General features: G+C 63.3%; 19 protein-coding genes. 12 read left to right on the forward strand and 7 right to left on the reverse strand.

Annotated features, from left to right (window positions below; all coding sequences use genetic code 11):
- The first annotated feature begins 9 nt into the window (after nucleotides 1-9).
- Complete coding sequence (locus B0B01_RS06145; RefSeq protein WP_076648697.1) at nucleotides 10-1,506, forward strand: phosphomannomutase/phosphoglucomutase; 1,497 nt, start codon at nucleotides 10-12, stop codon at nucleotides 1,504-1,506.
- Between the two features lie 21 nt (nucleotides 1,507-1,527).
- On the opposite strand, the gene B0B01_RS06150 is transcribed toward B0B01_RS06145, so the two are convergent.
- The 4 genes from B0B01_RS06150 to B0B01_RS06165 form a co-directional block, all read right to left on the reverse strand.
- Nucleotides 1,528-3,495 (reverse strand): AsmA family protein, encoded by a 1,968-nt coding sequence (locus B0B01_RS06150; protein ID WP_076648699.1) that lies wholly within the window; start codon nucleotides 3,493-3,495, stop codon nucleotides 1,528-1,530.
- A gap of 180 nt (nucleotides 3,496-3,675) precedes the next feature.
- Nucleotides 3,676-4,890 (reverse strand): ABC transporter substrate-binding protein, encoded by a 1,215-nt coding sequence (locus B0B01_RS06155; RefSeq protein ID WP_234967716.1) that lies wholly within the window; start codon nucleotides 4,888-4,890, stop codon nucleotides 3,676-3,678.
- Complete coding sequence (locus tag B0B01_RS06160; protein WP_083946069.1) at nucleotides 4,887-6,410, reverse strand: ATP-binding response regulator; 1,524 nt, start codon at nucleotides 6,408-6,410, stop codon at nucleotides 4,887-4,889. Before B0B01_RS06160 ends, B0B01_RS06155 begins: the two co-directional genes overlap by 4 nt.
- Nucleotides 6,407-7,141 (reverse strand): response regulator transcription factor, encoded by a 735-nt coding sequence (locus B0B01_RS06165; protein WP_234967717.1) that lies wholly within the window; start codon nucleotides 7,139-7,141, stop codon nucleotides 6,407-6,409. The genes B0B01_RS06160 and B0B01_RS06165 overlap by 4 nt, the downstream gene beginning before the upstream one ends.
- 372 nt (nucleotides 7,142-7,513) lie before the next feature.
- On the opposite strand from B0B01_RS06165, the gene B0B01_RS06170 reads away from it, so the two are divergent.
- The 8 genes from B0B01_RS06170 (at nucleotide 7,514) to rimO (ending at nucleotide 17,163) form a co-directional block, all read left to right on the forward strand.
- Entirely contained in the window at nucleotides 7,514-8,842 is a 1,329-nt protein-coding gene (locus tag B0B01_RS06170) for an ABC transporter substrate-binding protein (protein ID WP_076648707.1), read from the forward strand.
- Nucleotides 8,839-9,567 (forward strand): ABC transporter ATP-binding protein, encoded by a 729-nt coding sequence (locus B0B01_RS06175; RefSeq protein WP_076648709.1) that lies wholly within the window; start codon nucleotides 8,839-8,841, stop codon nucleotides 9,565-9,567. Before B0B01_RS06170 ends, B0B01_RS06175 begins: the two co-directional genes overlap by 4 nt.
- Nucleotides 9,568-9,586: 19 nt before the next feature.
- Nucleotides 9,587-10,288 (forward strand): ABC transporter ATP-binding protein, encoded by a 702-nt coding sequence (locus tag B0B01_RS06180; protein ID WP_076648711.1) that lies wholly within the window; start codon nucleotides 9,587-9,589, stop codon nucleotides 10,286-10,288.
- A 10-nt stretch (nucleotides 10,289-10,298) separates the two neighbouring features.
- Nucleotides 10,299-11,180 (forward strand): branched-chain amino acid ABC transporter permease, encoded by an 882-nt coding sequence (locus B0B01_RS06185; RefSeq protein ID WP_076648713.1) that lies wholly within the window; start codon nucleotides 10,299-10,301, stop codon nucleotides 11,178-11,180.
- Complete coding sequence (locus B0B01_RS06190; protein WP_076648715.1) at nucleotides 11,177-12,826, forward strand: branched-chain amino acid ABC transporter permease; 1,650 nt, start codon at nucleotides 11,177-11,179, stop codon at nucleotides 12,824-12,826. The genes B0B01_RS06185 and B0B01_RS06190 overlap by 4 nt, the downstream gene beginning before the upstream one ends.
- 1 nt (nucleotide 12,827) lies before the next feature.
- Nucleotides 12,828-13,196 carry a hypothetical protein gene (locus B0B01_RS06195; protein WP_076648717.1) on the forward strand — a complete coding sequence of 123 codons (369 nt, stop codon included), beginning with the start codon at nucleotides 12,828-12,830 and terminating at the stop codon, nucleotides 13,194-13,196.
- Nucleotides 13,189-15,513 carry a N,N-dimethylformamidase beta subunit family domain-containing protein gene (locus B0B01_RS06200; RefSeq protein ID WP_076648719.1) on the forward strand — a complete coding sequence of 775 codons (2,325 nt, stop codon included), beginning with the start codon at nucleotides 13,189-13,191 and terminating at the stop codon, nucleotides 15,511-15,513. The genes B0B01_RS06195 and B0B01_RS06200 overlap by 8 nt, the downstream gene beginning before the upstream one ends.
- A 279-nt stretch (nucleotides 15,514-15,792) precedes the next feature.
- On the forward strand, nucleotides 15,793-17,163 hold the full coding sequence (rimO, locus tag B0B01_RS06205; protein ID WP_076650085.1) for a 30S ribosomal protein S12 methylthiotransferase RimO: 1,371 nt from the start codon (nucleotides 15,793-15,795) through the stop codon (nucleotides 17,161-17,163).
- Between the two features lie 365 nt (nucleotides 17,164-17,528).
- On the opposite strand, the gene B0B01_RS06210 is transcribed toward rimO, so the two are convergent.
- The gene (locus B0B01_RS06210; protein WP_076648721.1) at nucleotides 17,529-18,251 is read right to left on the reverse strand and encodes a M48 family metalloprotease; all 723 of its coding nucleotides are present in this window, start codon (nucleotides 18,249-18,251) and stop codon (nucleotides 17,529-17,531) included.
- Nucleotides 18,252-18,401: 150 nt separating this feature from the next.
- Here B0B01_RS06210 and B0B01_RS06215 point away from each other — a divergent pair, with 150 nt between their 5' ends.
- Complete coding sequence (locus tag B0B01_RS06215; protein ID WP_076648723.1) at nucleotides 18,402-18,668, forward strand: hypothetical protein; 267 nt, start codon at nucleotides 18,402-18,404, stop codon at nucleotides 18,666-18,668.
- Nucleotides 18,669-18,672: 4 nt separating this feature from the next.
- Here B0B01_RS06215 and B0B01_RS06220 read toward each other — a convergent pair whose 3' ends face one another.
- The gene (locus tag B0B01_RS06220) at nucleotides 18,673-18,948 is read right to left on the reverse strand and encodes a DUF167 domain-containing protein (protein WP_076650086.1); all 276 of its coding nucleotides are present in this window, start codon (nucleotides 18,946-18,948) and stop codon (nucleotides 18,673-18,675) included.
- 149 nt (nucleotides 18,949-19,097) lie between these two features.
- On the opposite strand from B0B01_RS06220, the gene B0B01_RS06225 reads away from it, so the two are divergent.
- A complete protein-coding gene (locus B0B01_RS06225) occupies nucleotides 19,098-19,712 on the forward strand; it encodes a nitroreductase family protein (RefSeq protein WP_076648725.1) in 615 nt (204 codons plus the stop codon).
- Nucleotides 19,709-20,434, forward strand: a complete 726-nt coding sequence (locus B0B01_RS06230; protein ID WP_076648728.1) for an EI24 domain-containing protein — start codon at nucleotides 19,709-19,711, stop codon at nucleotides 20,432-20,434. Before B0B01_RS06225 ends, B0B01_RS06230 begins: the two co-directional genes overlap by 4 nt.
- Here B0B01_RS06230 and B0B01_RS06235 read toward each other — a convergent pair.
- A complete protein-coding gene (locus B0B01_RS06235; RefSeq protein WP_076648730.1) occupies nucleotides 20,428-20,712 on the reverse strand; it encodes a DUF1467 family protein in 285 nt (94 codons plus the stop codon). The genes B0B01_RS06230 and B0B01_RS06235 overlap by 7 nt on opposite strands.
- Between the last annotated feature and the right edge of the window lie 5 nt (nucleotides 20,713-20,717).

The raw sequence follows: 20,717 nt of genomic DNA on the forward strand, positions 1-20,717 counted from the left end.
GGTCACTCCATGCAGAAACCCGCCGCCACCGTCATGCCCAACACCTGGAGCTTTCTGCGCGATCCGATGATCGCGCCGACCGGGTTCCGCGAATATGATGCGCGCTGGAAATACCCCGATGAAATCAACCTGCCCGGCGTGACGGCGCTCGGGCTCGGGCTCGGTACGCAGATGCACCGCCGGGGCATCCGCCCGGAAATCGCCGTCGGAAACGATTATCGCGACTATTCGCTGGCGATCAAGCAGGCGCTGGTTCTCGGGCTGGTGCAGGCCGGGGTGCAGGTGCGCGACATCGGCCCGGCGCTGAGCCCCATGGCCTATTTCGCGCAGTTCCACCTTGATGTGCCGGCGGTCGCCATGGTCACGGCAAGCCACAACCCGAACGGCTGGACCGGGGTCAAGATGGGGTTCGACCGTCCCCTGACCCACGGCCCCGAGGACATGGCGGAATTGCGCGGCATCGTGCTGGGCGGCGAGGGACAGCCGCGCGATGGCGGCGGCTGGAACTTCACCGACGGCCTGCGCGAGGCCTATCTTGACGATCTGGCCGGCGACTTCCGCATGAGCCGGCGGCTGCGCGTGGTCTGCGCCACCGGCAACGGCACGGCGGGCGCCTTTGCCCCAGAGCTGCTGGAGCGGATCGGCGTCGAGGTCGTGCCAAGCCATAACCGCCCCGATTACACGTTCCCCCATTACAACCCGAACCCCGAGGCGCTCGAAATGCTGCGCGACATGGCGCAATCGGTGCACGATTCAGGCGCGGATTTCGCGCTCGGCTTCGACGGTGACGGCGACCGCTGCGGCGTGGTCGATGACGAGGGCGAGGAAATCTTTGCCGACAAGATGGGCGTGATCCTTGCCCGCGACCTGATCCGGCTGCACCCGAATGCGACCTTCGTCGCCGATGTGAAATCGACCGGGCTTTTCGCCAGCGACCCCGAACTTCAGGCCCATGGCGCCCAAACTGATTACTGGAAAACCGGCCATTCCCACATGAAACGGCGGGTCAGGGAGATCGGCGCGCTGGCGGGGTTCGAGAAATCGGGGCATTACTTCTTTGCCGAGCCGCTGGGGCGCGGCTATGACTGCGGGCTGCGCGTCGCGGTCGAGATCTGCAAGCTGATGGACCGCAACCCCGGCAAATCCATGTCCGATCTGCGCCGTGCGCTGCCGCGCACCTGGTCCACCCCCACCATGTCGCCATATTGCCCGGACACCGAGAAATACGCGGTGCTCGGGCGGCTGGTGGACCGGCTGACCGCGCTGGCCGACAGCGGCGGCACGCTGGCCGGGCGCCGGATCGACCAGGTCATCACCGTGAACGGGGCGCGGGTCATGCTCGAGAACGGCGGCTGGGGGCTGGTGCGCGCATCATCCAACACGCCCAATCTGGTGGTGGTCTGCGAAAGCCCCGAAAGCGAGCACGAGATGCGCGCGATCTTTGCCGATCTCGACGCGATCATCCGCACCGAACCATTGGTCGGGGATTACGACCAGACCATCTGAGCACGGCCGGGCCGCCCAATTCTACCGGTCGCCGAACAGCTTGAGCAGCCCCTTCCTCGCCTCGTCCTCGAGCCGGTCTTTCAAGGCATCGACCGGGTCGCGGTTGTCATCCGGCTGCATCCGCAACTCCTTTTCCAGCTTTTCGCGCAGCTTGTCCTTTGCCCTGGTTTCAAGCTCCTCGCGGCTCATCCCGGTGCCCTGCTCGATCACCGCCTTCACATCGGGGCGGATCTTCGGATCGTCCCAGGACCCCTTGAACCGGATCGGGATGCGCAGCCCCTCGCCCGCGTTGGCCCGCAGCGCGATCGGGGTGATGACATAATCAAGGTCGCGCGCGCCGATCCCGATGCGCCCTTCGCCCTCGGTGCGGTAATTCGGCAGGTTCAGTTCCAGATCGTCGTTGAACAGATCCCCGTCGCGGATGGTGAAGCTTGCGTTCAGCGAATCGAACACGGTGGTTCCGCTGCCCGGATCGCCGCCGCGGGTCAGCCGGTCGAGGTCGAACCCCGAAATCACCCCCTCGGCCATGGCGATGCTGCCTGATCCCGAAAGCGAATTCATGAGCGCGGCCTCGCTGCTGCCGCTCGCCAGAACCTCGATCCGCGCCTCGCCGCGCCCGGAAAGCCGCTTGACCCCGGCCAGATCCCGAAGCGCCTTCTGCATGTCGATCCGCGAGGCGGCGACATCGGCGCGCAGGGAAAATCCGCTGCGATTGTTGGCAACAAGCTGCCCCGTCACGATCCCGTCGAACACCTGCGCCTCGGCGATATCCAGCACCGCGCGCGCGTTCTCGAGCGCAAGCCGCCCCCGCAGCCGCCCGATATCGGTCGTGTCGGTGCGAACCCCCTCGGTACTGAAGTCGAGATCGGCATCCACAAGCGAAAGCGCCCCCGCGTCGATCCTGTCCTGCGACCAGCCCCCGGACTTGTCCTTCTGCCCGGTATCGGCGCCCTCATCGCCGCCAGTGCCCAGCCCGCGCAGGTCAAGCACTCCGGTCGCAATCTGACCCTTGATGCGCGGTCGCGCGCCCAGCACCACGTCAAGCGACCCGGAAAGTGAGGTGCCGCCCAGATCGGCCACGATCTGTTTCAGCCCGATCCGCCCCTCGGGGTGATAGCTGACATCGGCAGCGATCCGGGCGCTGTCCCCGAGCATCCGGGGCAGTTCGCCCCCCTCTCCGGCAAGCGCGGCGAGCAGGCGCGCGGTATCCCTGGCGTCGATGCTCAGATGCCCCGCCGCCGCACCCGACATCCGGGCCCGCCCGTCGAAACCGATCGTGCCGTCGGCAGTCTCGGCCTGCAGCGCGAGCGGCGTTTCCTCGCCGGTCAGAAAACGGTCGAGCCGCTCGATCTGTGCCTTCAGCGAAACCATGGTGCCATGCGGATAGAGCACCGCCCGAATCTGCGCCGGGCCGCTCTGGTCCGGCCAGTCGAGCGCCAGATCCGTGCCGTCGAGAACGACCCGCTCCCCGTCCGCCGGCGCCCAGGTGATGCGCGCATCGGCAAGGTTCAGCTTTTCCAGCACCGGAAACGCGACCGCCCCGCCGCCCCCGGATGCGGAAGGCGTCGTTTCAGCCGCGCCCGCGGATCGCTCCGCGCCGAATTCCCAGTTGCCGCGCCCGTCCTCGCGCGTCGCGAGGTTGAGCACCGGCCGCGCGGCCGTGATCTCGGTGATGCGAACCACACCGCGCAGCAGGTCGGGAGCCGACAGGCCAAGCGTCAGCGCATCGGCGCTCAGCATCGGCTCGGCCCCGGCCCAGTCGGCATTGGCAAAACGCACCGGCCCCGTGGTGACGCCGAGAACCGGCCAGTAGGTGAAGGAGACATCGCCCGCGATCGACAGTTCGCGCCCGGTGCGCGCGCGGATCTGATCGACCGCGATCCGCGCCACCTTCTCGCCCGGCAGAACGAACGGCAAGGCAACAAGCCCCGCCCCGAGCAGAAGCACCGCCACCAGCAGCGCCCCGATCAGCCGAACCAGTAACCGCATTCATGCTCTCCCGGCGAAACCGGCGCCAAGGTACCCCCGCCGGCGCGATGTGCAATGCTCTATCACAGGGAGTCTTGCTCTTGGTATCAGGAACGGCCTCTCAGGCGCGGCGATCAGTCGCCGATGGCGGGTCCATTCCGAGTTCGTGCAATGCCAGGCGCGTTTCCGGCCCGGCGCCTGCTAGTTCCGCGCGAACCATGGCGGCAGTTCGAAAGACGAATCCCGATACAAGTCCGGAGCGACCAGCGCCGCAGGGTCTTCAGGGCCTCGCAACTGATAGAACAGATGCGGCAGGCCGAGCGACGCATCTAGCGTCGCGTCCGGATAGGGTACTGCTGCCTGCCATTGCGGATGATAGCGAATTGTCCCCGAGACGCTGCGATAAGGTATGTCACACAGAAGGTGTGCGATCTTGCGATTCTGTTCCGTACCGCCCGGCCCGGCCGTACCTCCGGCGACTGCTGCGGCGATAGCATAATGTTGTACGGCGTTATAGGTCTGACAACCGACCTCGGGGGTCGACGCTGCTCCGAACCGTGCTTTGTACCGACGGAAAAATGCCCAGCCGATGTCGTCCCGCGGCAAACCGATGACGGTTCCGACGATCACACCGCGGCCCTTTTCGCCGACCATCTCGGAAAAGCTGCGGTGCAATGCACCATACTGCAGATAAAGCAGAACGGGCAGCGGATCCTCAGAGAATTGCAGGTGGAATCGCGCAAGATCGCCCGCATGGAAATGCGTCAGGGCGAGCACCGAAGGGTCGGTCGAGCGGATTTCCTCCAGCAATGGTCTCCAGTCGGTTGGCAGGCGGCGAAGGATCCGAGGCGGGAAAACGGGACGCCAGCCGAATTGATGTGCTGCCTGATGCATCGCATTGGCGATGACGATGCTGTAAGGCTTGGGCCCTGAAACGATCGCGATGCGGTCGCTTGGCGGCTGCCACTGACCGCTGTCGCGTAGCCAGGACAGGAACTTGATGAAGCCCTGTCCGTACCAGTATTCCGCGGGATCGGCCATGAAGCAGCCAAAGTAACGTGCGGGATCGCTCATTACCGTGTCATGGTGCTGGAGCAGCGTGTTGCAGTGAATATAGATGATACCGGCATCGGCGATCGGTTCGTATTCCGAATTCTGCGGGCCGATGTTGTAGCCGGCAAAGATCGCATGCACGCCTTGCGAGATCAGGTAGCGGGTGGCACGGATCGTCTCGTGCGCGGTCTGGAGTCCCGTGTCCAGGAATATCGGTTCGAGCCGCTGCCCGAGGATACCGCCGCGTTCGTTGATCTCCTCGCAGGCGAGCAGGACACCATTGCGGAACTCGCGCCCGTCCGAGGCCGCAGAGCCGGTTAGCGGCACGATCGCGCCGATAGGTATCGGCCGTTCGTCCATCATGACAATTCCGGCACCAGTTCCGGCTCAAACAGGATGTTGTGCATGATCACGCGCAGGCTTGGTGGACTGACGGGCTTGATTAGCACCGGAAACCCCTGTGCGCGGATCGAGGCGATCAGCTCCGGTCCGGTATCGGCGGTGATCACGATCGCGGGACAGGGCAGTTCCAGCGTGTCGTTGATCTGGTGCACGATGTCGGTGCCGCGTACCCCGCTGCGCAGGCGGAAATCGGTGATGATGATGTCCGGCGGCTGGGGAAGGGCAGCGAGCGCAGCCGGAACATCGTCGAACCGTTCGAGGATCTGCACCTCGATCCCCCAACGTTGCAGCAGCGCGATCACCGCGTCGCGCAACATGCGATCATCCTCCAGCACGAGACAGCGCAACCCTGCGAATTCACCTCCGAGGCGCTCGTTGATCTCGACCTCGCCCATTGACGAATGCCAGACATCGCCGAGCGGGACTTCTATCGCGAAGGTCGATCCCCTGCCTGGCGCCGACCGCAACGAGACCCGGTGGCCCAGCACTTCGGCCAGCCGGCGCGAGATGTTCAACCCGAGGCCAAGACTGTGGCGCGCCGGTTGTTGTTCTGCAACACGGAAGAATTCCTCAAACACCTTTTCCTGATGCTCCGGTTCGATGCCGATGCCGGTGTCATGCACCTCGATCCGCAGGCTCCGGCCATGTCGGCGGCAGCCGATCAGAACACGGCCAAACTCGGTGTAACGGATGGCATTACCGACAAAGTTCGAAAGGATCCGTTCCAGCAGGGCGCGGTCGGTCCGGATGGCGGCCCGTGACTGCGCGATACGCAGGTCGAGCCCCTTGTCTCGCGCCGCCTGTCCAAACTGGATGCGCAATCGTTCGAACACGGTCGAAAGCTGGAAGGTCTGGACGCGGGGCTCGACCTTGCCGGCGTCGAGTTGACCGATGTTCAGGAGGGCGCCGAGCAAATCCTCTATGATCGAGACGGAAACATCCATCGCGTGCAGCGTCTCCTGACGCTCTTGCTCGGTTTCGGCCTCCATACAGGAATAGATCAGGATCTTCAGCGAGGCGAGCGGCTGGCGCAGATCGTGATTGGCCGCCCGCAGGAATCGCGATTTGCTCTGGTCGGCATGGGTGGCCTTGTCGCGGGCGCGCTCCAGGCCGCGCTGCGCGCGCCAGGCCTCGGTGATGTCCGAAAACAGGCTGACCCGTCCCCCGCCCGGCATGGGCCAGCTCTCGGCCTGAAGCACCTGCCCATCAGTGAAGACGAGCGCGCATCCTTCCAGATCAAGCAGGCCGCTTTGCGGCAGTTGCACCAGCAGACCGGACGTTGCGAGTGCGGAAATGAAATCCACCTGCGTGAGCGGCTGCGCAACGTGTTCCGTCACTCTGCCAAATCGGCACTGAAATGCCGGATTGCCATGAAGAAGACGGGCCTGCGCATCCCAGACCGCCACCGCACAGCCGATCGCGTCCAGAGTCGCACGATCATCCGCTCCGCCGCCCTTATGTTGCGGCGTGCACGACGTCATTTGACTGCGAGCGCCTGTTGCAGCTGTGTGGAATTTTCGACCGCCAGCCGGATCACTGCCTCGCGCGTAGGCGTGGCCAGTTTCTTCATCGCGTTGCCCAGATGCACACGGACCGTCTGCCGGCTGATATCGAGCATATCGGCGATGTCTTGCAACGCCTCGCCCCGGCCGAGCGCCGCCAGAACTTCTGTTTCTCGGCGGGTCAGGAGCCTCAGATCCGCCTGGGGTTCGACCCGAGCCGGCTGCCGGGTATCGGGGCGCTCCGCCTCGGGAGTTACATGCGCACGGGCGAGAATGTCGCGTGGAAAGCTGACCTCCCCCGCGATCACCCGGCTGAGTGCCTGCTTGATCTGGGCTGCGCCCGCCGATTTGGGGATATAACCCACCACCCCGTGCCGGATCGCCTCCAGCACGTGCTCCGGATCCTCGTAGACCGAAATCACCACCACCGGGATCGCCGGAAAACGGCTGCGGAGTTCTTGCAATCCGGGAAAGGCCGCTGCCCCCGGCATCATCAGGTCGATCACCACAAGCCCGATCGTCGGATTGCGCTCCAGCACTGCCAGCGCCTCATCGAAACTCGATGCTTCCTCGATCTCGTTCCAGTTACGCAGGGTTCGCGCAACATGTTTGAGCGACTCTCGCACGACCCAGTGATCATCGGCGATTAAGATCGAAACCGGCGTTCCGATTCCGGAGGTTTCCACCTCCATGGACAGGGCAGAGCTCATGATCCCTCGAACAGTTCATTCGCTCCCGGCCAAGTCGCCGGAGCATCCTCTGCCAACTTATCTAGTCTGACCGGCCAGAGATGACAACGTCTACATCCATGCCAGCCTCTGCCTGCATGGATGTCGTAGCCGTCTCTACGGCTTAAGATATTATCTCTTCCCCGCTTCTTCTCCAAATCTCTCGCCCCTCACTACATCTAGACGCTCCTAAAGCATGCTAGACGATAACTTATAATTACTTTTATTTTATCGTTGACAGATATTACTTAGGTCGATCATAAATATCTATACAAAAGAATAATATATTGGCCGATTCGCTATCGTTACATCTAGACTTTGCCTGCGAATGCGGCTCCAACATGGGAAACGATCATGATCAAGGACAAGGCTCCTGGCCTGCGCCGGCCGCGACGCTATACCCGGCGCACCACCCTCCAGATCGGTGTCGCCGGAGCAGCGATGACGCTTGCCGCACCGGCGATTTCGCAAGGGCGCGCCGACAAGATCCTCATCGGTGTGCCGTCCTCGCTCTCGACGCCCTACGGCGTGGCGGATGACAGCGATCACCTTAACGGCACCACCTTTGCAGTCGAGCAGATCAACGCTGCAGGCGGAATTCTGGGCCGCGAGATTGAACTGTTCGTGCCGGATGTCGACAAGCTGTCACCCGAAAGCGCACGCCAGGCAATCGCCGCCTGTATCGACAAGAAGGTGATGGCGATTTCCAATTCGTTCCTGTTTGCACCGATCCCGGCGCTGGACGAATCCGCAAAGTACAAATGCCCTTATGTGAACGGCAATGCGCAGCGGCTGCCGACAGAAGCCTATCGCGCCGATCCGGTGAAATACAGCCATGTGCTGCAAACCTGCCCGGCCGAAGTCAACTATGGCTGGACCTATCCTCTGTGGCTGAAAAGGATGGAAGAATCTGGCGCCTGGAAGCCCAAGAACCGCAAGGTCCACGTTGTGGCGGAGCAGGTTGGCTACTGCCAGACCATCTTGCGCGCGCTGCGCGAGGCGATGCCAAGATACGATTTCGAACTCACCGAGGTGACCGATATCCAGTATCCGGTGAATGATTGGACACCGGTGATCCAGCGGCTGAAAGATGTCGATGCCGGCGCAATCATGATCGACCACTGGGTGGCAGCCGAATATGCGGCTTTCTGCAAGCAGTTCCGCGCCAACCCGGTGCCCGATTCACTGGTCTATCTGCAATACGGACCATCGCAACCGGAATTCCTGGAACTGGGCGGCCGCGCGACGGAAGGGTTCTGCTGGTCGACGACGGTCGGCCTTTATGGTGATGCACGCGGACAGGAATACCGGAAAGCCTATCTGGATCGCTTCCCCGAATTCGAGGGCAATATGGGGCTCGTCTATACCGGTAACGGTTACGACATCGTCCAGTATCTGAAGCTCGCCTGGGAGGCGACAGGCGCACCGGAGGATTTCGCCGCCAATGTGGACTGGATTCGCAACAATCCCTATCGCGGCGTTTGCGGCATGATGAACATGCGGAACGATCTGCAGGAGGCATTGCATTATCCTGACAACGGCTTCGGCAATCAGGCGACCGAACTCGAGCAGGGCATGGCACAGCTCTTCGTGCAGGTGCAGGATGGCGGCCACAAGATCATCTGGCCAAACGAGATCGCCGAATCCACCCTGAAACCCGCACCGTGGTGGAGCCGAGCATGACCGGAGCGAAAGCTGCTCCGATCTTCTGCGCCGAGAATCTCTCGCTCGACCTGGGGGGACGGGAGGTTCTGCGCAGGATCGGGTTCAAACTCGGAGCGGGCGAGGTACTTGGTATTATCGGGCCCAATGGGGCAGGCAAGACCAGCCTGCTCGAAATCCTCTCGGGCCGCTATCAGCCAAAGACTGGCAAAGTGGTCTACAAGGGTCGCGACATTACCAGGTTGCCGCTGTTCGAGCGTGCGCGGATGGGCCTCGGGCGGACATATCAAACCCCGATCGTCTGTGAAGACCTGACCGTGGGCGAGACATTCAAGGCCGCACGCCAGGCCTATAAACCCTATCTGACGCGGTTCGATGCGGAGTATGGCGCGAATCTCGTGCAATTCCGCACGCCGCAGGACCGGCCGAACAGTCAGCTCAAGACCTTTGAGCGGCGCAAGCTGTTGCTGGCCAACCTGCTGATGCGACGGCCCGAGGTGCTGCTGATGGACGAGCCCGCAGCTGGATTGATCAATGCCGAGATCGACGAGATCGACCAGATTCTGCGGATGTTATCGAAGGAAATGAACATGGCGGTGCTGATCGTCGAGCACCGGATGGAGTTGCTCGACTCCATCGCGGACAGGGTGATCGTGATGGATGCGGGTGAGATCATCGCAGAGGGCAAACTCGCCGATATCATCGACAGCCCGGCGGTTCGCGCCGCCTATTTCGAGGCGCATTAGGCGCCTGAGGAACATGGAAATGACAGATGTTTTGCGAATAGACGGCCTGTCGGCCGGCTACGGGCCGCTGCGCGTGATTCATGACCTCGACCTGGTGATCAAGCCTGGTGAGAGACTCGGCATTGTCGGACTGAACGGTCATGGCAAGACCACGCTGATCTATGCGATCGCGGGACTGACGGGCTGGCAGCGCGGCTCGATCCTGCTCAACGGCACCCAGATCGGCCGCATACGCAGCCAGGGGCCCGGGCGTTACACCCACCAGATCGTGCGCAGGGGCCTGGCGCTGATGCCGCAGGGGGATGAGATATTCACCGGCCTGACGGTCGAAGAGCATCTCGATTCCGGTGCGTTTACTCATGACGCCTGGCGCGACCGCAGGGTCCGCAAGGAACGTGTGCTCGACCTGTTCGAGCCACTGCGCAAGCTGATGAAAACCCCTGTCGGCCGGTTGTCGGGCGGCGAGCGGCGGATGGTTTCGCTCGGGCGCGGGCTGATGACGGATGCGAAGCTTTACCTTGTCGATGAGCCTTCGCTCGGCCTCGCACCGAAGATCGGACAGAGCGTGATGGAAGCGCTCTTCGCGCTCGATCTCAAGGACAGCGCCATGTTCATCGCAGAGCAGAACGTTGCCCTGCTGGAAGGACGGGTTGACCGCGTCATCGGCATGCATGCGGGAAAACTCAAGGGCGAGGCTTCGGCCGGACTTAGCTTTAACTGAAGGGACGGACATGGAACTGAGCTTCATCCTGACCAACGCAATCGTAGTGGCCTCGATCTACGGTTTGATAGCCGTCGCGGTCTCGATCACCTGGTCGAGCCTGGGGTTGATCAATCTCGGCTATGGCTTCGTCTTTTCCTTCGCCGGCTATTGTGCATGGCTGACGGCGCAGAACGTCTCGGATTGGTCGCCCGTCGTTGCGGCAGCGGGAATCCTCGGCGGCGCTCTTGGGGGGATCCTGATCTGCCTCCTGGTCTTCATCCCGCTGCACGACAAGCCGAATTTCACCACGCGCGGGATGATCGGCACCTTGGCGATCTCGCTTATCGGTTCGCAGGCACTGCTAATGCAGTTCGGCCCGCGGGCGAAATCCCTGCCCGAGATCTTCGGTTTCTGGCAGGTCGATATCGGTGGCGTCATTCTGACGTCGGACAAGATCGGCATCGTGATCTGCTCGATCCTGATGCTGGGCTTCGTCGTGATGTGGATGCGCGGATCACGGCGCGGACTGGAGATCCGGGCGATGATGATGAACCCGCACGCGGCCTCGATCGTCGGCATCGGCATCCGCTCGACCGGGATCTATGTCATGGCGATGACGGGAGCGATGGCGGGGCTTGCCGCGGTGCTCCTGTCGCAGACCTATTACATTGCCCCCTTCAGTGGACTGACGCCACTGATCAAGGGCGTTTCGATCGCGCTGTGCGGCGGCCTTGGCTCGGTGCAGGGCGCGGTGATCGCCGCCGTCCTCCTGGGCCTGACCGAGGCCACGACCTCGCGCTATCTCGGCGGACAATATGTCCTCATTACCCAGTTCCTCGTCATCATCCTGATCCTGATCATCCGGCCGCGCGGCATCTCGGGACTGCTGGACAAGGCTCGTGAACAATGACCAGACCATCCCTTACCCAGATCAACTGGCACAACCCGCTTACCCCTTGGGGCGCGAAGACCACCGATATCCCCACCATTGCAGCTCCCGACTGCAGCGAGGTTTGGGATGCCAATACCGAATACAAGGCAAAGACCTACAAGGTCGGCCGGCTCAAGCACTACATCATCTGGCCAAACCACGGCCAGAAAATCTGGGACCGGCTGCGCTGGTGGCCGACGCGGCGCAACCTGCTGCACGTCAGGGGCATCTATAACCGCAAGACACTTGCAGCCGAAAAGAAGATCCTCGACCGGCGACCAGTCTACTGGGCACTGTGCCTGCTGCTGATTGCCCTGGGGCCGTTCCTGTTCCCCGGCGCCATGTACAACACGCTGCTGTCGGCGGGCACGATCTTCTGCATTTTCGCTGCCGTCAACGTCTGCTGGACGCTGATCCTCGGCACTGCCAGCATCTTCAGCCTCGCGACCTATGCCGTGGTGGGCGTCTCGGCTTTCGTCACCACCTACGCTTCGATCCAGATCGGCCTCCCCTGGTTCACCCTGCCGATTCTCGGCGGGTTCCTGGGTCTCGCCATGGGTGGGCTGATCGCAATTCCAGCACTTCGGCTTGACGGATTCTACTATGCGCTGCTGACGCTTGGCCTGAATGAACTGTGCCGGGTGTTCTTCACCACGTCGAAACAATTCGGCTCGGCGTCGGGGGGACTTTACGGAGCGGACTCGTTCCTGCCCGCCTCGTGGTCGCCAGCGGCACAATCACTGCTATCCTATTACAGCGCCTTCGGCTTGCTGATCGCGGCCCTGTTCCTGTTCCGCTTCATCAATGGCAAGCGGCTCGGGCGGATCCTGCGGATGGCGCCTGAAAAGCGCGAGGCATTCGCCGCTACCTGCGGAGTCGACTACCGCACGGCACGGATCACGATCTTCGTCGTCACCTCGGCAGCGCTCGGCTTCATCGGCGGCTTCTATGCCACGCTCTATGGCGGCACGGCCTTCTCGATCTTCAGCTTCGAGACCGTGCTCCTCGGTCTTGCGATGGTAACGATCGGCGGTATCGGCAAGGCGGAGGGCGCAATCCTCGGCACACTGGTCGTGACCTTCCTGGATCGGGTGCTGATCAGCTGGGGACCGACGCGGATGTTCCTGATCGGCATCATCATGCTGGCTGTCGTATTGTTCCTCAACACCGGCTACTTCGGAATCAAGAAGCAGTTCAATGCCTGGCGTGACAAGAAACGCGGCGAATGGCGCTCCATGCGCACGGAAAAGGGCGGTGAGGCCCTGCCCGAAGAAGCGACCGAGCAGGACGACAAGGACGTGCTCTACTTCCTGCGCTTCGACAAGATGCAGCGCGATTACCTGAAGACGCTGATTTGCCCCGAAATCATCGAGGAACACCGCCGTCAGCCCCTGGGGCAGCACAGCGCGGCGCTGGAACGACTGCTGATGTATTTCCGCCGTGCACCGATGGACGACAAATACGCGCTTCACCGCAATAGCGCGACGGGCAAGTTCAAGATCATCGCCTTCTCCGGCGAACGTGGGGTTTCGCCCCGGGTCGTCGAGGATCGCGAATACGACAGCATCGGCGACGGCTACCACGCCATCTTCATGCGCCGCGTGCATGACCTGCTGGAGAGCTGATATGGACGACATGCCAATCATCCCCCGCGATGCCGGGGCCGACGTACGGGCCTATTTCGACGCCAGGACGCGGCAATACCTGAAGCATGTGATCAACGATGAGGTCATCGCGGAACACCGTCGCAATCCGCATGCGCAACACCGCAGCGAACCGCTTGGTCGACTGCTGTTCTATTTCAAGAACCTTCCGATCGAGAAACAGTACGCACTGCGCCGCACGACCAGCAGCACCTTTCGCATCACCACGATTCCGCGGCCGGGCCATGCCCCCGTCGAGGTCGACCCCACCGACTTCCCCGACCAGCTTGCCGGCTTCCATGGAATATTTTTACGTAAAATCAAAGACTTGATGGAAAATAACGATGGCTGAACAGAAGATCTTCGGATATGCTGACCGGTTCTCGGTCAAGGAAGGCGAGCAGATCAGGTTCTATGTGAACTGCGATGGCTCGGACATCGCCGAGGCTCAGCTGGTGCGCCTCATCCACGGAGACGACAACCGCGACGATGGTCCCGGCTATATCGAGGAAGAAATTGCCCATCCGGCGAACGGTTCCTGGCAGGTGAAGAAACAGTTCACGCAGCTTGGCAATTTCCTCAAGGTGGACGATCCCGAGAACCGGCTCAAGGTCGACGGTTCGCTGTCGATGATGGCCTTCATCTGGCCGTCGATGCCGCAAAATGGCGTGCGCCAGACGATCATGGGCCGCTGGGACACCTGCACCAATGAAGGTTTCGCCTTGGGCATCAACCCGGAAGGTTATTTGCAGTTCTGGGTCGGTGACGGCAAGGAGGTCGATTATGTCACCGCGGAAATGCCACTGTTGAAACATGTCTGGTATGCGGTGGGCGTGAGCTTCGACGCAGGAACTGGCACCACAACACTTTACCAGGAAAGTGTACTGAACCGCTATAATTCGCTAATCGGTCCGGCGGTGCCCTATGATTATGCCAGCCATGTTCGAACGAGGCTGCGTTTTCGCCAGTATAACCGACCCGACATCCCCTTCCTGATCGGCGGCGCACGTGACAATCATGTCCTGCGCGGCGATTTCGTCTCGGATCTTTACGCGGGCAAGATCGACCGGCCGTTCATCACCGATGCGGTCCTGCCGCGCGAGGCGATGGACCGGGTGCGCAAGGGCGAAGCGCCCGAACCAGGCGGACTGCTGGCCTATTGGGACACGGCGGCCGGCTATACCGAGAACGGCATCGGCCATGACGTGGCTGAAACCGGACCATGGAAGCTGCATACCCGCGGCGTGAACCATCCGATCCGCGGCATGACGGGCTGGAACTGGAACGGCAAGAACGACTGTTTCCGTCTTGCACCTGACGAATTCGGCGGGATCGAGTTCCACCCCGACGCAATCACCGATTGCGCTTGGGATGAGACCCGGACGATCGAGATCCCGCATGGATTGAAGAGCGGCGCCTATGCGATCCGGCTGCGTGTCGGTCCGGGCCGGGGCATTGCCGAGGAATACATCGTCTTTATCGTGCGCCCCGCGCAACCAAAGGCCAGGCTTGCCTTTCTCGTGCCGCTGGCAAGCTATCTCGCCTATGGTAACGAGACGCTCAGCTTCGACGCCCAGATCGTGCAACCGATGACGGGCCAGCCACCGATCATCTCGGATGTCGAGATCGAGACCTATGAGCATCGCGAATACGGATTGTCGACCTACAACCATTTCGAGGACGGTGCCGGGGTCTGCTTCAGTTCGTTAAAGCGGCCGCTCATCAACATGCGGCCGAAGTTCCGCAATTCGTGGATGGGCGTGCCCTGGCAGTTTCCGGCGGATCTGTCGATCGTCGCCTGGCTTGAGCATTTCAATTACGACTGCGACTTCATTTCGGACCTCGACGTCCATCGCGAGGGAGTCGAAGCACTGGCACCTTACAAATGCGTGCTGACCGGCACTCATCCGGAATACGTCTCGGAAAGGATGCTCGATGCCCAGGAGGATTTCGTCGCGCAGGGCGGGCGGCTGATCTATACCGGCGGCAACGGCTATTACTGGTGCGTGAATTTCGACCCCGAGGAAGATGCCGTGATGGAGGTGCGCAAGCTCGATAGCGGAATGCGGGCCTGGGCGGCAAAACCGGGCGAGCATTATCTGCAAACCACCGGCGAAAAGAGCGGCCTTTGGCGCAACCGGGGTCGCGCGCCGCAAAAGCTGCTGGGCGTCGGAATGATCGCCGAAGGGTTCGAGACCTGCGAAGCCTATCGCCGAATGCCTGACTCCTGGCATCGCACCGTGTCCTGGATCACCGAGGGCATTGACGGCGAACTGATCGGCGACGAGGGGCTGGCCTATGGCGCCGCCGCGGGGGTGGAGGTCGATCGCTATGACCTGTCCCTAGGCACGCCCCCACATACCAAGATCATCGCGTCATCGGGCGGGCATACCGACAACTATGTGCTTGCGACCGAAGAGATCCTCTATGCTTATGCCGGGATGGTCGGGACGCTGGATTATCGTATCCGGGCGGATATGATCTTCTACACCAGTTGGAATCACGGCGCAGTGTTCAGTACAGGCTCGATCGCCTTCGGACAGGCGCTTCCCGCGAAGGGGTTCGAGGGAACAGCCTCGAAACTGTTGCGCAATGTGGTGGATGCCTTCATCAAGGATGGCCCCCTACCCGGTCAGAAATGGTCGCTTGAAGAAAAGCAGTGGCGCTGAATCCGGGTGACAAAGCCAGCCTCGTGACCGGTGGAATATGGACCGAGAGGGGCCACCCTCAGCCCCTCTCATGTGGGTGGAAGGCGCGGCCCTGCGCACGTGGCCCCGGACCACCGATCCGCGGCGTCGGTCGCGATATGCTGGCATCCATCCAGATGTAGCCGCGCAGGGCGAAAACGCACCCATCATGTTCCGACGGAGTGCGGAGCAAGACTTCATAACGTTCTACAAATGCGCAAAACGCTTGCGGGTGCCATGGCGGGGTTTATATGCAGCGCCATGAGCATGAACCCCGCCGCCGAGCGCCCGGACCTTGCGCCGAGGCCGAAATCCCTCCGCACCGGGCGCCCGGGCCAGCCGAGGATCGGCATGGTCTCGCTCGGCTGCCCCAAGGCGCTGGTGGACAGCGAACGCATCCTGACCCGGCTGCGGGCCGAGGGCTACGGCATCTCGTCAGACTACGGCGGCGCCGACGCGGTGATCGTGAACACCTGCGGTTTTCTCGACAGCGCCAAGGCCGAATCGCTCGACGCGATCGGCGAGGCGCTGGCCGAGAACGGGCGCGTGATCGTGACCGGCTGCCTGGGCGCGGAGCCGGATTACATCCGCGCGCATCACCCGCGCATCCTCGCCGTGACGGGGCCGCATCAATACGAACAGGTGCTGGACGCGGTTCACGCCGTGGTGCCGCCGGACCCCGACCCCTTCATCGACCTTCTGCCGGCGGCCGGAGTCAGGCTCACGCCGCGCCATTACAGCTATCTGAAGATTTCCGAAGGCTGCAATCACAAGTGCCGCTTCTGCATCATTCCCGCAATGCGCGGCCCGCTTGCGAGCCGCCCGGAACGCGCCGTGCTGCGCGAGGCCGAAAAGCTGGTCGAAAGCGGCGTGCGCGAATTGCTGGTGATCTCGCAGGATACCTCGGCCTATGGCACCGACCGCAAGGATCGCGACGAGAAATTCCCCATTCTTGCGCTGGCCCGCGATCTTAGCACAATGGGGGCATGGGTGCGGCTTCATTATGTCTATCCCTACCCGTTCGTGCGCGATCTCGTGCCGCTGATGGCAGATCCAGACAACGGGCTGCTTCCTTATCTCGACATTCCGTTCCAGCACGCGCATCCCGACACGTTGCGGCGCATGGCGCGGCCGGCGGCGGCGGCACGCACGCTCGATGAAATCGCCGCTTGGCGCGCGATCTGCCCCGAGATCACCCTGCGCAGCACCTTCATCGTCGGCTATCCGGGCGAAACCGAAGAAGAGTTCCAGACCCTGCTCGACTGGCTTTCCGAGGCGCAGCTCGACCGCGTGGGTTGTTTCCGCTATGAAAACGTCGCCGGCGCGCGCTCGAACGCGCTGCCCGGGCAGGTGCCGGAAGAGGTCAAGCAGGAGCGCTGGGAACGGTTCATGACCCGCGCCCGGGCGATCTCCGAAGCGCGGCTTGCCGCGCGGGTCGGGCGCAGCCTCGAGGTGATCGTCGATGCGGTGGACAGCGAGGGAGCGACCTGCCGCACCATGGCCGATGCCCCGGAGATCGACGGCAATCTGTTCATCGACGAGGGCTTCGAGCACCTTGTCCCCGGCGACATCGTCCGGGTGACGGTGGACGAAGCCGGCGATTACGATCTCTGGGGCCGGTTGACCGCCTGACAGATCGCCCCGAGGGCCGTGTGGAATGCGCCTGAAAAACAGGCAGTTCCGACCGGGCTCTGGCGGAAAATGCCCCATGCATATGCAGGACAGCCCGGCAAAGGCGGATACCCGCCTATGCCCTCCGGTTGTGCTTACGTGACCGGAGCACCGTCTCACGTTGTGACTGGACTCGGCGATGTTGCACTGGGTAACATGAAGCAATGGCGGAGGGTGGTAAGAAGTTCCCCTTTGTTTGTTTCCTCCGTCAGATCACGTCGATTTACTTCCCTCCACAGGTAGATCACCGGCCGCATGAGCTTTTTGCTTATGCGGCTGGCCTGTGGCATCCCACCATGGCAACGGCTGGGCTGCCCGGGGCGGGCTCAGCGTCTGAGGTCGGCCACGGTGCGGCGCACGATGTCCACCCTCGCGCTGTTGGGCGGATGGGTGCCGAGGAACCGGTCGCCCGGATCGCTGATGCGGCTGAAATATTCGGCGCCGACCAGCGGATCATAACCGGCGCGCCAGGTGATGATGGTGCCGAGCCGGTCGGCCTCCAGCTCGAAATCCTTGGAATAGCTCCGCGCGCCGATACCGGCGCCCAGCCGTGCCGCCGTCTCGACCGCCTGCGAACCGCCTCCGGTCAGGCTCGCGAGCCCGCCGAAAATCTCGGCCCCGAGCGAGGCATTCACCTGCTGGCGGTCAAGGTGGTGCGAAATATGATGCGCCGCCTCGTGCCCCATGACGAAGGCAAGCTCGTCCTCGTTCGCCACATCCCCGACCATGGCGACGGTAAAGGTCAGCACCGGGCGGCCATCGGTGGCGCGGCTCTGATAGGCGTTCGGGGGCTGGCGCGGATCGGGATCGACCCGGATGACGAAGTTGCAGTTCAGATCGGGCGACCGGCGCCGGCATTCCTGTTCGGCCACGGGGCGCACGCGCTCGACCACGGTCGAAAAGTTCCGTGCCGCCTGTTCGGGCGTCGGAAGCCGGGGCTGCGCGGCACTTCCCGGCGCCGGCACGGGCGGCGCGGTCGCCATGTCGATATCGCAGCCCGCGAGAGCGAGAACCGCGACCATGGCCGCGAGCACTCCTGTCAAGCGCATGATGAATCCCTATCGTGGACCCGGACGCCAGCGCGTCCGTCGCGGGACATTAGCACAGCCGCCGCGCCGCGCCAGCCGGCAATGCGCGGGGTCCGCCGGCGCGCAGGATCACGCTTGCAACATGCCCCGGGCGGGCGCAGCATGACTCCCATGTTCAGCATCGAGCACGAATTCGAGGCGACGGTGATCACGCTGGTGGACGAAGGCCCGCCGCCGCTGCAGGAGGACGTGGTGATCGACGCATTCGCCGACCGCGTCACGCTGCGCCAGTTCGACCCCGAGCGCCGGGCCATGGTAACGGTCACGATCTCGCCGGCGCAGTTGCGGGATCTGGCCGCGGCGATCGACCTGCCCGAGGGCGTCTATCATCTGGAGGCGCCCGCCGCGAAGGGGCCGTCGGGAAAACCGCCTGGCTAGGCATTCATCCCGAGTATGAAATCACCTTGTCGCGTCCCCGGTGCCCGCGCCGGATTTCAAGGCAGGAGGGGGCAACCCCCATGGCCTGCGCCAGCAGGCGCAGCACCGCCGCATTCGCCGCCCCGTCCGCCGGCGGAACCGTCACCGCTATGCGCACAAGGCCGCCCTCGCGCGTGACCGCGGCCTGCCGCGCGCCCGGTGTCACGCGAACGGCGATCTCGGCGCCCGGCCGCGCCAGATCGGAAAGGTCGGGAACATCCCGCAGTTTTGCCCGTGCCATGGCCCGACCCTGCCAGAGCGTGCCGCGCGCCGCCAGCCCTGTCGCAGCGCCCGCATTTCCGGCGGCAACGACGTCGCACAAGGCCCGCGCCTTGATTCCCGGCGCTCTGGGGCCGAAATAGCGCCGGACAGCAACGAGAGGTTCGCACGATGACATCCAGTGATCCCGGCAACGGCCCGGCCCGCACCACCGCCCTCAATCCGGAGGCGTTGGAGTTCCTCCTGACCCGGCGGTCGCGTCCGGTGCGAAGCCTGTCGCTGCCGGTGCCGGACCGCGCCGCGCTCGAAATGATCCTGACCGCCGCCGTGCGCAGCCCCGATCACGGCATGCTGGTTCCCTGGCGTTTCATCGTGCTGCAGGGCGGCGCCCTTCCCCGGCTTGCCCGTGCGGTGCAGGACCGCGGCGAATCGCTCGGGCTCGACCCGGGCCGGATCGACAAGGGCCGGCGCCAGTTCGACGAGGGCAATCTTGCGGTGGCGGTGATCGAGGTCCAGCGCGACTCGGAAAAGATTCCCCCGGTCGAACAGACCCGCTCCGCCTCGGCGGTGTGTCTGTCACTGCTGAACGCGGCGCTTGCGGCGGGCTGGGGCGCGAACTGGCTGACCGGCTGGGCGGCCCATGACGCCGATTTCGGGCGCGACGCGCTCGGCCTTGCGCCGAACGAAAGCATCGCCGGCTTCATCCATATCGGCACCGCGGGAAGCGTGCCGCCCGAGCGTTCCCGACCCGATATTTCCGAAATCACCCGCTGGGTCGATGAATGATCGCCCGCGCCTTTCTGCGGGCGCTCGCGCAGCTTGGCGACCGCCGGTTCCGCCGGGTGTTCTGGCTTGGCATCGGGATCACGCTCGCCGCCCTGTTCGCGGCGCAGGTCGCGGTGCTCTGGCTCGTGCGCTGGCTGGTCGGGAGTGATGCCAGCCTGCCGCTGATCGGACCTCTGCCATGGCTTGGCGATGCGCTCGGCTGGTCATCGCTTGCGCTCATGATCGTGCTTTCGGTGTTTCTCATGGTGCCGGTCGCCTCGGCGGTGATTTCGTTCCTGCTGGACGACATCGCGCAGGCGGTTGAGGACCGCCATTACCCGGCGCTGCCCCCGGCCCCCGGCGTGCCGATCACCGAGGAAATCCGCGACGCGCTCGGCTTTTTCGGAGTGCTCGTGGCGGCGAACCTGCTTGCGCTCGTCGTGGCCGGTGCGCTGTTCCTGGTGTTTCCGCCGGCCTGGGCGGCGGTGTTCTGGGGCGTGAACGGCTATCTGCTGGGGCGTGAATATTTCACGCTCGTCGCCATGCGCCGCATCGGGCGCGCCGAGGCCCGGCGCCTGCGGGCCGAACATGCCGCCCTGATCTGGCTCGCCGGGCTGCTCATGGCGATACCGCTGACGATACCGGTGATAAACCTCGTGGTGCCGATTCTCGGCGCGGCGGTGTTCACCCATATCTTCCACGGCCTGCAGGGCACGCGCCCGGGCCCGGGCCCGGATCAGTGAAAACCGCCGGTCGGCCCCATGCGGTGGAAGATGTCGAAATCGCTGATCGCAAAGACGTCGAGCAGGATCACCGCGACGACGATTCCCCATATCACCAGCGCGACGGCGGTGGTGATCAGCGCCTTTTTCTTCAGATGGTGCACCTCGGGGGCGCTGGAATGGGTGCCTTCCTCGACCTTTCCGCTTTCGCCCTGCGTCTGCAGCCGAAGCGGGAGGAGGATGAAAAAGACCAGGGACCAGATCATGACCAGCATGACCACGGCGGCTGCAAGGCTCATGACAT

The sequence above is a fragment of the Pontibaca methylaminivorans genome (genome assembly GCF_900156525.1).
Taxonomy (GTDB): Bacteria; Pseudomonadota; Alphaproteobacteria; order Rhodobacterales; family Rhodobacteraceae; genus Pontibaca; species Pontibaca methylaminivorans.